At 72.7% G+C, this 13,502-nt stretch carries 13 protein-coding genes; 5 read left to right on the plus strand and 8 right to left on the minus strand.

Going from position 1 to position 13,502, the window contains the following annotated elements; genetic code table 11:
• Nucleotide 1: 1 nt before the first annotated feature.
• Complete coding sequence (rimO, locus tag HNQ01_RS09410; RefSeq protein ID WP_173805127.1) at nt 2–1,381, minus strand: 30S ribosomal protein S12 methylthiotransferase RimO; 1,380 nt, start codon at nt 1,379–1,381, stop codon at nt 2–4.
• 68 nt (nt 1,382–1,449) lie between these two features.
• On the opposite strand from rimO, the gene HNQ01_RS09415 reads away from it, so the two are divergent.
• From HNQ01_RS09415 to mnmC, 3 genes are read left to right on the plus strand one after another with little or no spacing between them, the layout of a single operon-like run.
• A complete protein-coding gene (locus tag HNQ01_RS09415) occupies nt 1,450–2,193 on the plus strand; it encodes a polysaccharide deacetylase family protein (RefSeq protein WP_217427479.1) in 744 nt (247 codons plus the stop codon).
• A gap of 22 nt (nt 2,194–2,215) precedes the next feature.
• Complete coding sequence (locus tag HNQ01_RS09420; protein WP_173805129.1) at nt 2,216–2,650, plus strand: GNAT family N-acetyltransferase; 435 nt, start codon at nt 2,216–2,218, stop codon at nt 2,648–2,650.
• A gap of 11 nt (nt 2,651–2,661) precedes the next feature.
• Complete coding sequence (gene mnmC / locus HNQ01_RS09425) at nt 2,662–4,656, plus strand: bifunctional tRNA (5-methylaminomethyl-2-thiouridine)(34)-methyltransferase MnmC2/FAD-dependent 5-carboxymethylaminomethyl-2-thiouridine(34) oxidoreductase MnmC1 (RefSeq protein ID WP_173805130.1); 1,995 nt, start codon at nt 2,662–2,664, stop codon at nt 4,654–4,656.
• A gap of 212 nt (nt 4,657–4,868) precedes the next feature.
• Here the strand turns inward: mnmC and HNQ01_RS09430 are convergent, their stop codons facing one another.
• The 4 genes from HNQ01_RS09430 to HNQ01_RS09445 form a co-directional block, all read right to left on the minus strand.
• A complete protein-coding gene (locus HNQ01_RS09430) occupies nt 4,869–6,173 on the minus strand; it encodes a DNA recombination protein RmuC (RefSeq protein WP_173805131.1) in 1,305 nt (434 codons plus the stop codon).
• A gap of 13 nt (nt 6,174–6,186) precedes the next feature.
• Nucleotides 6,187–6,828: a YceH family protein gene (locus tag HNQ01_RS09435; RefSeq protein WP_173805132.1), complete on the minus strand. Its 642-nt coding sequence runs from the start codon at nt 6,826–6,828 to the stop codon at nt 6,187–6,189.
• A 16-nt stretch (nt 6,829–6,844) separates the two neighbouring features.
• Nucleotides 6,845–7,627 (minus strand): SDR family oxidoreductase, encoded by a 783-nt coding sequence (locus HNQ01_RS09440; RefSeq protein ID WP_173805133.1) that lies wholly within the window; start codon nt 7,625–7,627, stop codon nt 6,845–6,847.
• Between the two features lie 147 nt (nt 7,628–7,774).
• A complete protein-coding gene (locus tag HNQ01_RS09445; RefSeq protein WP_173805134.1) occupies nt 7,775–8,272 on the minus strand; it encodes a heme NO-binding domain-containing protein in 498 nt (165 codons plus the stop codon).
• A gap of 328 nt (nt 8,273–8,600) precedes the next feature.
• Here HNQ01_RS09445 and HNQ01_RS09450 point away from each other — a divergent pair, with 328 nt between their 5' ends.
• On the plus strand, nt 8,601–10,286 hold the full coding sequence (locus HNQ01_RS09450) for an electron transfer flavoprotein-ubiquinone oxidoreductase (RefSeq protein WP_173805135.1): 1,686 nt from the start codon (nt 8,601–8,603) through the stop codon (nt 10,284–10,286).
• Here the strand turns inward: HNQ01_RS09450 and HNQ01_RS09455 are convergent.
• From HNQ01_RS09455 to HNQ01_RS09465, 3 genes are all read right to left on the minus strand, one after another.
• Entirely contained in the window at nt 10,271–10,984 is a 714-nt protein-coding gene (locus tag HNQ01_RS09455) for an EAL domain-containing protein (protein ID WP_173805136.1), read from the minus strand. The genes HNQ01_RS09450 and HNQ01_RS09455 overlap by 16 nt on opposite strands.
• 11 nt (nt 10,985–10,995) lie before the next feature.
• On the minus strand, nt 10,996–11,448 hold the full coding sequence (locus tag HNQ01_RS09460; RefSeq protein ID WP_173805137.1) for a BLUF domain-containing protein: 453 nt from the start codon (nt 11,446–11,448) through the stop codon (nt 10,996–10,998).
• 85 nt (nt 11,449–11,533) lie between these two features.
• On the minus strand, nt 11,534–12,349 hold the full coding sequence (locus tag HNQ01_RS09465; protein ID WP_173805138.1) for an enoyl-CoA hydratase: 816 nt from the start codon (nt 12,347–12,349) through the stop codon (nt 11,534–11,536).
• 59 nt (nt 12,350–12,408) lie between these two features.
• On the opposite strand from HNQ01_RS09465, the gene mltB reads away from it, so the two are divergent.
• Nucleotides 12,409–13,491 (plus strand): lytic murein transglycosylase B, encoded by a 1,083-nt coding sequence (mltB, locus tag HNQ01_RS09470; protein WP_173805139.1) that lies wholly within the window; start codon nt 12,409–12,411, stop codon nt 13,489–13,491.
• Nucleotides 13,492–13,502: the final 11 nt, after the last annotated feature.

Below are 13,502 nucleotides of genomic sequence, written 5' to 3' on the forward strand. Positions count from 1 at the left end.
CTCACAGCAGCTCGCCGATCAGGTCGTGGCCGAGCACACCGTTGATGCGCACCCGCGCGAACTCGCCCACCTTCATCGTGCGCGAGGCCTTGGACGGCGGCAGGATCTTCACGGTGCCGTCGATCTCGGGCGCATCGGCGTAGGTGCGCGCGACGCCGCCGCGGCGGCCCAGCGCCGGGGCGCTGTCGACCAGCACCTGCATCGTCGCGCCCACGCGCGACTTCAGCTTCTCGATCGAGACCTGCTCGGCCACCGCCATGAAGCGCGCGCGGCGCTCCTCGCGCACCGCGTCGGGCAGCGCGCCGGGCAGCTCATTGGCGGCGGCCCCGTCGACCGGCGAGTAGGCGAAGCAGCCGGCGCGGTCGATCTTCGCCTCCTTCAGGAAGTCGAGCAGGTACTCGAACTCGGCTTCGGTCTCGCCGGGGAAGCCGGCGATGAAGGTCGAGCGCACCACCAGGTCCGGGCAGAGCTCGCGCCACTTCAGCAGGCGCTCGAGGTTCTTCTCGCCGCTGGCCGGGCGCTTCATGCGCTTGAGCACATCCGGGTGCGCGTGCTGGAAGGGCACGTCGAGGTAGGGCAGCACCAGGCCCTCGGCCATCATCGGGATGATCTCGTCGACATGCGGGTACGGATAGACATAGTGCAGCCGCACCCAGGCGCCATAGGGCCTGGCGATCTCGCCCAGCTTGGCCACCAGGTCGAGCATGCGGGTCTTGACCGGCGTGCCGTCCCAGAAGCCGGTGCGGTACTTCACGTCCACGCCGTAGGCCGAGGTGTCCTGGCTGATGACGAGCAGCTCCTTCACGCCGCCCTCGAACAGCGCGCGGGCCTCGCTCAGCACATCGCCCACCGGGCGCGAGACCAGGTCGCCGCGCATCGACGGGATGATGCAGAAGCTGCAGCGGTGGTTGCAGCCCTCGCTGATCTTCAGGTAGGCGTAGTGCTTCGGGGTCAGCTTGACGCCGGCGGCCGGCACCAGGTCGATGAAGGGGTCGTGCGGCTTCGGGACATGCTGGTGCACCGCGTCCATCACCTCCTGGGTGGCGTGCGGACCGGTCACCGCCAGCACCTTGGGGTGAACCTGGCGCACCAGGTTCTCGCCGCCGTCGGCGGTGCGCGAGCCCAGGCAGCCGGTGACGATCACCTTGCCGTTCTCGGCCAGCGCCTCGCCGATGGTGTCCAGGCTTTCCTTGACCGCATCGTCGATGAAGCCGCAGGTGTTGACGATCACCAGGTCGGCGCCCTGGAAGGTCTTGCTGGTGGCATAGCCCTCGGCCGAGAGCTGGGTCAGGATCAGCTCGGAGTCGGTCAGGGCCTTCGGGCAGCCGAGGCTCACGAAGCCGATGCGCGGGGTGGAGTCGTGCGGGGGAGTGTTCTGCATGGGGCATGATTGTGCCTATGGTCCGACCGCCGGTTCTCCCCGTGTTTCCTGTCCTCCCTGTCCTGCTCATGGCACTGGCGCCGGCACTGGCGCTGCCCCCCGCGGTCTCCGCCCAGGTTCCCGCCCTGCCCGCCACCGTGGCCACCGCCGCGCACCTCACCGAGGTCCACCAGCGCCTCGACACCCGCGCCGCCGACCATGCGCGCGATGTCGCGCTGACGCTGGACGCCTGCAGCGGCGCGGTCGACCAGGGGCTGCTCGATACCCTGGTGCGGCTGCGCATCCCGGCCACGCTGTTCGTGACGCAGCGCTGGCTGCGGCGCCATCCCGACACGGTGGCCTGGCTGCAGGCGCGTGCCGCGCAGTTCGAGATCGAGAACCACGGCGCGCGCCATGTGCCGGCCGTCGTCGGCCGCTCGCTCTACGGCATGAGCGGCCCGGCCAGCGTGGAGGGCGTGACGCAGGAGGTGCGCGGCGGCCGCGACGCGATCGTGCAGGCGCTGGGCAGCACGCCGCGCTGGTACCGCGGCGCCGGCGCCCGCTACGACAGCGTCAGCCTGAAGGCGATCGAGGGCCAGGGCCTGCGCGTCGCCGGCTTCAGCGTCAACGTCGACGACGGCGCCTCGCTGCCGGCGCCGCGGGTGGCCGCGCGGCTGCACCGCGTCCAGCCCGGCGACATCCTGCTCGCCCACCTCAACCATCCGTCGGCCGGCACCGGCGCCGGGCTGGCGCAGGCGCTGCCGGAACTGCAGCGCCAGGGCCTGCGCTTCGTGCGCCTGTCCGACGCGGCCGGCGTGATCACCCTGCCCTGAATCCGCTTCGAGGACCGCCGCGATGCCTCCTGCCGACGCCTGGCCGATCGATCTGATGGAGGCGCCCGACGAGGCGCTGCGCCAGGCGATCGCACGCCCGCTGATCGACTTCAACACCGCTGCGGCCGGCCCGAGCGGGCACCGGACGCTGGCCCTGGGCGTGCGCGACGCGGCGGGCCGGGTGCAGGGCGGGCTCTGGGGCGCCACCGCACACGGCTGGCTCTACACGCAGATGCTGGCGGTGCCGGCGGCCGCGCGCGGCCAGGGCCTGGGCCGCCGGCTGATGCTCGCCGCCGAGGCCGAGGCGCGCCGCCGCGGCTGCCGCCACGCCTGGGTCGACACGCAGTTCGGCGCGCGCGGCTTCTACGAGCGGCTGGGCTATGTCGCCTTCGGCGAGCTGCCCGACTACCCGCCCGGCTTCGTGCGCACCTTCCTGCGCAAGACCCTGACCCCGTGATCCCCGCGACGATGTCCGCCCCTTCCGCCTCTGCCCCTGCCGCTTCCGCCGCCTCCGCCGGCCTCAGCCCCGCCCGGGTCGCCTTCGACGCCGACGGCACGCCCTGCGCGCCCGACTACGGCGACGTCTACCACACCGCCGCCGGCGCCTTCGCGCAGGCGCGTCATGTCTTCCTGGCCGGCAACGGCCTGCCCGGGCGCTGGCAGGGCCGCGAGCGCTTCGTGATCCTGGAGACCGGCTTCGGCCTGGGCAACAACTTTCTCGCCACCTGGGCGGCCTGGCGGGCGGATCCGCAGCGCTGCGAGCGGCTGGTCTTCATCTCGCTGGAGAAGCACCCGCTCACGCCCGGGGACCTGGCGCGCGTGCACCGCGCCAGCGAGGAGACGGCGCTGGCGGCCGAGCTGGTCGCGCAGTGGCCGCCGCTGACGCCCGACCTGCACGCGCTCGACTTCGAGGGCGGCCGGGTGCAGCTGCTGCTGGTCTTCGGCGACGCGCTGCAGACGCTGCCCGGGCTGCAGGCCGAGGCCGATGCGCTCTACCTCGACGGCTTCGCGCCCTCGCGCAATGCGGAGCTGTGGAGCGCCGAGCTGTTCCGCCGGCTCGCCCGCCTGGTCGCGCCCGGCGCCACCGCCGCGACCTGGAGCGCGGCGCGGGCGGTGCGCGACGGGCTGGCCTCGATCGGCTTCGCGGTCGAGCGCGCGCCCGGCTTCGGCGGCAAGCGCGACATCACGGTGGCGCGCCACGCGCCGCGCTTCGTGCCGCCACGGCCCGCCGCGTGGCGACCGCCGCACGCCGGACCGCGCCAGGCGCTGGTGATCGGCGCGGGTCTGGCCGGCGCGGCCGCGGCGCACGGCCTGCTGCGCCAGGGCTGGCAGGTCGAGGTGATCGACCGCCAGGCCGCGCCGGCGGCCGAGACCTCGGGCAATCCCGGCGGGCTGATGCACGGCATCTTCAACGCGCCCGACAGCCTGCACGCGCGCTGGTTCCGCGCCGCGGCGCTGCGCACCGCGCGGCTGGCCGCACCGGCGCTGGCCAGCGGCCGCGTGGCCGGCCGGCTCGACGGCTTCCTGCGGCTGGAGCCGCGGCTGGACGAGGCCCGCGCCCGCGGGCAGCTCGCCGCGGTCGGTCTGCCCGCCGACTGGATAGCCTGGCAGGACGCCGAGGCCGCAGCCGCCTTCAGCGGTCTGACGGGCGATGAGCCCTGCGGCGGCTGGCAGTTCCGCCAGGGCGGCTGGCTCTCGCCGGCCGACTGGAGCCGCCACCTGCTGCAAGGCGCCACCTTCCGCGGCGGCCTGGCGGTGCAGCGGCTGCAGCGCGAGAACGGCCTGTGGCAGGCGCTGGACGCGGACGGCCGGGTGCTGGCGGCCGCGCCGGTGCTGGTGGTCGCCGCGGCGCTGGGCAGCCCGGCGCTGCTGCAGGACCGCGCCCGGCTGCCGCTGGTGCCGGTGCGGGGCCAGACCACGGTGCTGCCCGCGGGCTGGCCGGGGCTGCGGGTGCGGCCTTCGCAGCTGCGCCCGCTCTCCGGCCAGGGCTATGCCCTGGCGCTGCCCGACGGCCGGGTGCTGACCGGCGCGACCACCCAGCATGACGACCCCGACCCGCAGGTGCGCGCGGCCGACCACCGCCACAACCTGCAGCGTGCGCAGCGCCTGGGGCTGGTCGCGGCCGGCGCCGCTCTGGCGAGCCTGGATGACCAGGGGGATCTGGACGGCCGGGTCGGCTGGCGCGCGGTCACGCCGGACCGGCTGCCGCTGGCCGGGCCGCCGGTGGACGAGGCCGCGCTGGCCGCCGCCGCTTCCGGTCGCCAGCGCCTGGACGCGCTGCGGCTGCGTCCGCGTCTGCATGACGGACAAGGCGGCCTCTATCTGCTGACCGGCCTGGGCTCGCGCGGGCTGGCCAGCGCGGCGCTGGCCGGCGAGGTGCTGGCGACCTGGATCACCGGTGCGCCCTGCCCGGTCGCCGCCGACCTGCGCGACGCGATCGATCCGGCACGCCGGACCGGCTGACCCGAGCCGGCCGGGCAGGCCGCTGGCCAGAAAAGGAAGGCGACCGCGGATCGCGGTCGCCTTGTCAAGCGGCGGGATCGATCAGGACGAACGCCCCGCCGAGTGGAACGGCTGGAAAACGCGGATCCGCCAGGACGACGGATTCGCGCGTTCGAGCCTACCCGGATCGCGGGGTCCCCAGAAGCCGGCACGGCCCCCGCAGTCAGGGGGAATCAGTCGCCCGGCGGCGACAGCGGCGACGCTCCGCCCTGGGACGGTGCATCGGACAGGTCGGCATGCCCCTCGACCGAGCGCAGCTGGCGCGCCATCGCGCGGGTGCGCACCTCGGCCGACTCGATGCTGGAGCTGGCCTCCTGCAGCTTGCGCCGCGTCTTCTCGAGCACCTCGCCGAAGCGGGCGAACTCGGTCTTGACGCCGCCGAGGATCTTCCAGACCTCGGTCGAGCGCTGCTCCAGCGCCAGCGTGCGAAAGCCCATCTGCAGGCTGCCGAGCATCGCCAGCAGCGTGGTGGGCCCGGCCAGCGTCACATGGTGCTCGCGCTGCAGCCGCTCGAAGAGGCCGGGCCGGCGCAGCAGCTCGGCATAGAGCCCCTCGGTCGGAACGAAGAGCACCGCGAAGTCGGTGGTGTGCGGCGGTGCCAGGTACTTGGCGGCGATGGTGCGCGCCTCGTCGCGGATGCGCGCCTCCAGCGCCCGCGCGGCGGATTCGGCCGCGTCGCGGTCGGCGCGGTCCTGCGCGTCGAGCAGCCTCTCGAAGTCCTCGCGCGGGAACTTGGCGTCGATCGGCAGCCAGACCGGCGCCTCGCCCGGCAGCGCGCCGCGCCCGGGCAGGCGGATGGCGAACTCGACGCGCTCGCGACTGCCGGGCACGGTCGCCACGTTGACCGCGTACTGCTGCGGCGTGAAGACCTGCTCGAGCAGCGCGGCGAGCTGCACCTCGCCCAGGATGCCGCGCGTCTTGACGTTGCCCAGCACCCGGCGCAGGTCGCCCACGCCCTGCGCCAGCGTCTGCATCTCGCCCAGGCCGCGGTGCACCTGCTCCAGCCGCTCGGCCACCAGCCGGAAGCTCTCGCCCAGGCGGGTCTCCAGCGTCGACTGCAGCCGCTCGTCGACGGTGGCACGCATCTGGTCGAGCTGCTGCTCCACCGTGCGCTGCAGGGCCTGCAGCCGGCGCTCGCTGGCCTCGGCCAGGCGGTGCAGGTGCTCGTCCTGGGTGCGCAGCGCCTCGCCCGACTGGGTCATCAGCAGGCGCTGCAGCTGCGCGAGCTGCGCGTTCGACTCCTGGCGCAGGCCGCGCGCGCTGGCCTGGACCTCGGCGCGCAGCTCGCGCTCGACGCGCTCGCTGTGAGCGTGGCCGGCGTCGATCACCGCGTCGCTCAGCTCCTGAAGACGCTCGGCCAGCCGGGCCTCCATCTGCGGATCCGCCGCGGCCGGCGGCGCCGGTCGCAGCAGCAGCCAGGCCAGCAGGCCGGACTGCGCCAGCCCCAGCGCCAGCAGCGCCGTCTCGAGACCGCTCATGCGCCGCCGTGCATCAGGCCTCGGCGCCCAGCGCGGCGGCCAGGCGGTCCAGGCGCGCGCGCAGCTCGGCCACCTCGGCGCGCAGCACCGCGACCTCCTCGGCCAGGCCGGCGTCCGCCGCGGCCATCATGCCCGGCTCGGCGCCGGCCGCCTCGATCTGCACCTCGCCGCACAGCAGGTGCACCCAGCGCGACTCGCGCGCACCCGGCGCGCGCGGCAGCTTGCGCACCATCGGCTCGGCCTTGCCGGCCAGCTCGTCGAGGAAGCCCTCGACCGAGGACACGTCGGCGAAGCGGTGCAGCCGCTCGCTGTGCAGGCGCAGCTCGGCCGCGGTCTGCGGGCCGCGCAGCATCAGCGTGGCCAGCAGCGCCACCGCCGCGCCCGGCACGCCCAGCGCACGGCCGAGGTTGTGCTCGAACTTGACGGTGCGCGTGCCGCTGATCTCGACGACCAGGCTCAGCGCCTTGAGCTCCTCGATCGCGGCCAGGGCCTGCGGCTCGGTCACGCTCATGACCGGATCGCGGGCGGTCTTCTGGCTGCAGCCCGCGCACAGCGCGTTGAGCGACAGCGGATAGGTGTCGGGCACGGTCGATTCCTTCTCGACCAGCACCGCGACGATGCGGGCTTCCAGCGCGGTCAGCGTGCGTCGGATCATCGGGTCGCCTCCGGGCTCACAGGCCGAAGCCGTCGTCGGCCTGGATCACCGCGCCGTTGACGAAGTGGCTCTCGTTGGCACACAGCATCAGCAGCGCCAGGTCCAGGTCCTCGGGCTTGCCCAGGCGCTTGCGCGGCAGCATGTTCACCAGCTTGTGGCCGGCCTCGGTGTCCCAGTGGTGGTGGTTGATCTCGGTGTCGATGTAGCCCGGGCAGATCGCGTTGACGTTGATGCCGAACTTGCCCCACTCCAGCGCCATCGCGCGCGTCATGTGGATGACCGCGGCCTTGCTCATCGCATAGGGCCCGATCTGGCTGAGCACGCGCAGGCCGGCCATCGACGCGATGTTGACGATGCGCCCGCCGGTGTAGGTGCCGGGCGCGGCGCCGCGCGCACGCGCCACCATGCGCCGGCCGACCTCCTGCGCGACGAAGAAGGCGCCGCGCACGTTGGTGTCGAAGATGAAGTCGAAGTCGTCGGGCGTGACGTCGAGGATCTTCTTCGTCGCGCTGACGCCGGAGTTGTTGATCAGGATGTCGAGCACCCCGACCTCGGTCTCCGCGTGCGCCACCGCCGACTTGATGCTGTCGAGATCGGTGACGTCGAGCTCGACGACGTGCGCGTCGCCGCCGCGGCCCTCGATCTCGGCACGCAGCTCCTTGAGCCGGTCGGAGCGCCGTCCGCCCAGCACCACTGCGGCGCCGGCCTGCGACAGCACGCGGGCGAACTGGGCGCCCAGGCCGCTGGATGCGCCGGTGATCAGCGCGACGCGGCCCGACAGGTCGATCGAATAGCTCATGACATGCTCCTGTTCAGGTGGGAATCCGCCGAAGGCGCCGGCCGCTCTGCCGGAACTTGCGCTTCGGGTGTTTTCCTGACGATAGCATGTCGCCCGCATCGCTCCGGGCGGTGCAAGGGGCGCAGGACCGCGCTGTTCGTCGCCCGCTCAGCGCGTGCCCAGGCCGTGACGGCCGAGCATGTCGTCGCGCAGACCGCGTCCGCCACCGGCGCGCAGGTCGCGGCGCGCGATGTCATGGCGCAGGCCCTCGACCAGGCGCTGCGCCTCCTGGCGGTCGCCGAACAGGATCTCCATCTCGCGCCGGGCGAAGTCGCCGACCGCCACCGGCAGCGCAGCCGCCGCCTCGCCGCGTCCGGCCAGCGGCTCGAACAGGTCGGCATGACGGTCGTAGACCCCCGGATGCACATGCCGGATGCGCTCCATCAGCCGGGCGGCGAAGTCGCGCATCAGCTGGCGCGGCGACTCGCCGGTGCGCAGCGCCAGCGCGTCGATCAGCACCTCGATCTGCTCCTGCGGATAGCCGTCGAGCACCGCGTCGCCGCGCCGCGCCGGCACGTCGGTGCCGAACATCAGCGCATCGGCCATGCTGATGCCGTGCCGCGTCTCGACCATCCTGACCAGTTCGGAAACCAGCAGTCCCAGCATGACACATTACCCCCGTGCGGCCGCCGCGGCCTGGATTTGAAGCGGATGAACAGGAACGCGACAGGAACGGAATCGACCCGCCTGCGGGTTTCCACTGATCACCCCGATCCGGCAAGGATAGAAAGGCGGCCCGCCCGCGATTGCCCGGAAAAGGAGGCCGCGGCCACGGCATCTTCCCGGGTCGGTCAGGCTGTGGCGCCACTGCATCGGAGCAAATCGAACGATCGTTCTTTTTTGAATCACGGAACGTTAGAATCAGCGCCGTTTCTGCGCCGAATTTTCCCGTCTTTTCCGTTTCCCGATCCTCAAGACCACAGGACCCGCCCTCATGACCCCCCAGGAGATCCTTGCCCAGTACGGCCCGCGCGACGCGATGGAATATGACGTCGTCATCGTCGGTGCCGGCCCGGCCGGACTGGCTGCCGCCATCCGTCTCAAGCAGCTCGCCAGCGCGAAGGGGCAGGAACTCTCGGTGGTGGTCATCGAGAAGGGCTCGGAGCCGGGCGCGCACATCCTGTCGGGCGCGGTCATGGACCCGATCGCGATGAACGAGCTGTTTCCGGACTGGAAGGAGCGCGGCGCGCCGCTGAACCAGCCGGTCACCGCCGACGAGGTGCTGTTCCTGAACGAGACGGGAGCCACCAAGACGCCCGACTTCCTGGTGCCGGACTGCTTCCACAACGCCGGCAACTACGTCATCAGCCTGGGCAGCGTGGTGCGCTGGATGGCCGAGCAGGCCGAAGGCCTGGGCGTGGAGATCTTCCCCGGCTTCTCGGCCGCCGAGGTGCTCTACAACGACGACGGCAGCGTCAAGGGCATCGCCACCGGCAACCAGGGCGTGGGCAAGGACGGCGAGCCCAGCGACGCCTTCCAGATCGGCATGGAGCTGCACGGCAAGTACACCCTCTTCGCCGAGGGCGCGCGCGGCCACCTGGGCCGGCAGCTGATCGCCCGCTTCAAGCTCGACGAAGGCAAGGATCCGCAGAGCTACGGCATCGGCATCAAGGAGCTGTGGGAGATCGATCCGGCCAAGCACAGGCCCGGTCTGGTGGTGCACACCGCCGGCTGGCCGATGCAGCCCGACACCTACGGCGGCGGCTTCCTCTACCACCTGGAGGACAACAAGGTCACGCTGGGCTTCGTCACCGGGCTGGACTACCGCAATCCGTGGCTGAGCCCGTTCGAGGAGATGCAGCGCTGGAAGACGCATCCGTCGATCCGCCAGTACCTCGAGGGCGGCAAGCGCCTGAGCTACGGCGCGCGCGCGATCACCGCCGGCGGCCTGCTGAGCCTGCCCAGGACGGTGTTCCCGGGCGGCGCGCTGATCGGCTGCGACGCCGGCTACCTGAACGCCGCGCGCATCAAGGGCAGCCACGCCGCGATCAAGACCGGCATGCTCGCCGCCGAGGCCGCCTTCGACGCGCTGGCCGCCGGCCGCCAGGGCGACGAGCTCTCCGCCTACCCGGAAGCCTTCGAGGCGAGCTGGCTGCACAAGGAGCTCGACCGCTCGCGCAACTTCAAGCAGTGGTTCAAGAAGGGCGTGTGGGTCGGCTCGCTGATGACCGGCATCGAGCACTGGCTGCTGCCGAAGATCGGCCTGGAGTCGCCGCCGTGGACGATCCACCGCACCGAGCCGGACCACGCCCGCCTGCTGCCGGCCGCCCAGTGCGAGAAGATCGAGTACCCGAAGCCGGACGGCGTCATCACCTTCGACCGCCTCAGCTCGGTGTTCGTCTCCAACACCAACCACGAGGAACACCAGCCCGCGCACCTGACGCTGAAGGACGCGCGCGTGCCGGTCGAGACCAACCTGGCGGTCTACGCCGGGCCGGAGACCCGCTACTGCCCGGCCGGCGTGTACGAGTTCGTCAAGACCGACAACGGCCACGACAAGCTCGTCATCAACGCGCAGAACTGCGTGCACTGCAAGACCTGCGACATCAAGGACCCGACGCAGAACATCGTCTGGGTCACGCCGGAAGGCGGCGGCGGCCCGAACTACGCCGGCATGTGAGGCAGGCGGGGCGCGGGCAGCACCTCGAAGCCGGGCCGGCCGAACAGGTAGCCCTGGAACAGCTCCACGCCCTCGCCGGCCAGCCAGCGGTATTCCTCGGGCGTCTCGACGCCCTCGGCGACCGCCTCGATGCCCAGGTCGAGACAGGCGCCGAGCACCGCGCGCACGATCGCCTGGCGCGGCCCGCTGCGCTCGATGCCGCGCAGCAGCGCCATGTCGAGCTTGAGCAGGTCGGGCTGGAACTCCGCCAGCAGGTTCAGCCCGCAGTGGCCGGCGCCGAAGTCGTCGATCGCCAGCTGCAGGCCCAGCGCCCGCACCCGGCGCATGCGCTGCGCGAAGCCGGCCAGATCGCCGATCGCCTCGCTTTCGGTCACCTCCAGCACCAGCCGCTCCAGCGGCAGGCCGTGGCGCTGCGCGGCGAGAAACATCGCCTCGAGCACGCCGTCGTCCTCGCCCAGGCTGCGCGGCAGGAAATTGAGGTTGAGCCGCCCCTGCAGCCCGAGCCGCACCGCCAGGTCGATCGCGCGGCCGCGGCCGGTCGCGTCGAGCCGGTGCAGCGCCTGCTCGTCCAGCCCGGACAGCACCTGCCCGGCCGGCTCGCCCGCCGGACCGCGGATCAGCGCCTCATGCGACCAGACGCGGCCGCTCGGCGCATGCACGATCGGCTGGAACGCGAAGGAGAAGGCCGAGCGGTCCATGGTCGTCGACCTCAGGCGGCGCCGTCGCGCCGTCGCCAGCGGCCGGCGCCGAAGGCCTGCAGCAGCTTGCGCGCGCGGCCGCTGTCGATCGCGCTCAGCGCGGTGCCGCCGCGGAAGAAGTCGTTGGCGCCCTCGACGCTGCGCAGCAGCTCGTCGTCGACCTGCACGAAGCCCATCGACCACTGGGCGAAGCTGCGCCGCGCGACCGGCTCATGGATGATGCGCACGATCTCCGCATGGCGGGCATCGGCGGCGATGCGCGCGTACAGCGCGTCGACCGTCGCCGCCGGGCCCTCCAGCACCTGGAAGAAGCTGCCCCGGTCATGCAGCAGCATGCCGGTCACGCCCAGCGCGGCGTTGTTGCGCCGCGCCACCGCCAGCAGATCGACCAGCTGGTCGAACGAGAAGGGCCGGGTGGCCGAGCTGGCGTAGATGCAGTGGACGAGATCGGACTCGGTCGCCATCGTGGACTCCTGGGGACGGGACGGCCGGTTCTTTCGGCCGTCCGTGCCCGGGACTTGATCCGTACCGCTGCGCAGGGGCGCCGTCTCAGTCCGGGCGGGCCCAGGCCGGCGGGCGCTTGTCGATGAAGGCCTGCACGCCCTCGAGCGCGCTGTCGTCCATCATGTTGCAGGCCATGGTCTGCACCGCGCTCTGGTAGGCGGCCTCCTGGCCCATCTCGAGCTGGCGGTAGAACAGCGCCTTGCCCATCGCGATGGCGGCGCGCGGCTTGGCCAGGATGCTGTCGACCAGCCGGGCGACCTCGGCGTCGAGCGCCTCGGCCGGCACGACGCGGTTGACCAGGCCGCGCTGGCGCGCCTCCTCGGCGGAGATGAACTCGCCGGTGACCAGCATCTCGAAGGCCTGCTTGCGCGGCACGTTGCGCGACAGCGCCACGCCGGGCGTGGCGCAGAACAGGCCCAGGTTGACGCCGCTGACCGCGAAGCGCGCGCGGTCGACGGCCACCGCGAGGTCGCAGGCCGCCACCAGCTGGCAGCCCGCGGCGGTGGCCACGCCCTGGACCTTGGCGATCACCGGCACGGCCAGGCGCTGGATCGTCGTCATGACCCGGCCGCAGCGGCCGAACAGGTCCTGGTAGTAGGGCAGGCTCGGCTCGGCGCGCATCTCCTTCAGGTCATGCCCGGCGCAGAAGGCCCGGCCGGCCGCAGCCAGCACCACCGCACGCAGCGTCTCGTCGCCGGCCAGCGCGTCGAGCTCGGCCTGCAGCGCCGCCAGCATCGCCTCCGACAGCGCGTTGAAGGCGTCGGGGCGGTTCAGCGTCAGCGTGACGACGCCGTGCGCGTCGCGCGCGACCTGCAGGATCGGTGCGGTGACCGGTGCGGTGTCCGGGGGGGTGTTGTTCATCGGGGTCTCCTCGGGGTGGGTGCTCGGCGCAGCATAGCGGCAGCGGCGACAATCACGCCATGTCAGCAACCCCGAATCCGCTGCGCCGCCATCTCGCGGCGCTGATCGCCGCCGCAGCCGGCACGCTCGTGCTCGGACAGGCCCCGGTCGCCGCGGCCCAGCCGGTGCCGAGCCCGCCGCCCGGCTACGAGCGCCGCGACGACGTGTCCGCCTTCGTGCGCCAGCTCGTCGAGCGCCATCCCGAGCTCGACGAGGAGGTCGTCGCGACCGCGCTGGCCGATGCCCGCTACCAGCCGCAGGTCGCGCGGCTCATCATGCCGGCGGCCAGCCCGGCGGCCAAGAACTGGAAGGTCTACCGCTCGCGCTTCCTCGACACGCTGCGCGTGCGCGAGGGCGTGGCCTTCTGGCGCGACAACGCGCGCTGGCTGCAGGCGGCCGAGGAGCGCTGGGGCGTGCCGGCGCAGGTCATCGTCGCGATCATCGGCGTCGAGACCATCTACGGCCGCCAGACCGGGGGCTTCCGCGCGATCGACGCGCTCTCGACGCTGGCCTTCGACTTCCCGCGCGGCCGCAGCGACCGCTCGGCCTTCTTCCGCGACGAGCTGGAGGCGCTGTTCACGCTGGCCGCACGCGACCGCGTCAACGTCATGACGATCAAGGGCTCCTACGCCGGCGCGCTGGGCATGCCGCAGTTCATGCCCAGCTCCTGGCTGAAGTTCGCGGTCGACCTCGACGGCGACGGCCGCATCGACCTGCACCGCAGCGTGCCCGACGTGATCGGCAGCGTCGCGAACTTTCTCGCCGCCAACGGCTGGCAGCGCGGCCTGCCCACGCATTTCGACGTGCTGCCGCCGCCCGAAGGGCCGGACCGCGAGGCGCTGCTCGCGCCGGACATCCTGCCGAGCTTCGGCGCCGCGCAGATGGCAGAGCGCGGCGCCAGCCTGAGCCCGGCGGGCCAGCAGTACGCCGGCCGGCTCGCGCTGGTGGAGCTGCGCAACGGCGTCGAGCCGCCCTCCTTCGTCGCCGGCACCGACAACTTCTGGGCCATCACCCGCTACAACTGGTCCGCCTACTACGCGATGGCCGTCATCGAGCTGGGCCAGACGCTGGCCTCGCTGCGCACGGTCGCCGACGGCCGCTGAAGCCCCCTGCC

The sequence above is a fragment of the Sphaerotilus uruguayifluvii genome (assembly GCF_013294065.1).
Taxonomy (GTDB): Bacteria; Pseudomonadota; Gammaproteobacteria; order Burkholderiales; family Burkholderiaceae_C; genus Sphaerotilus; species Sphaerotilus uruguayifluvii.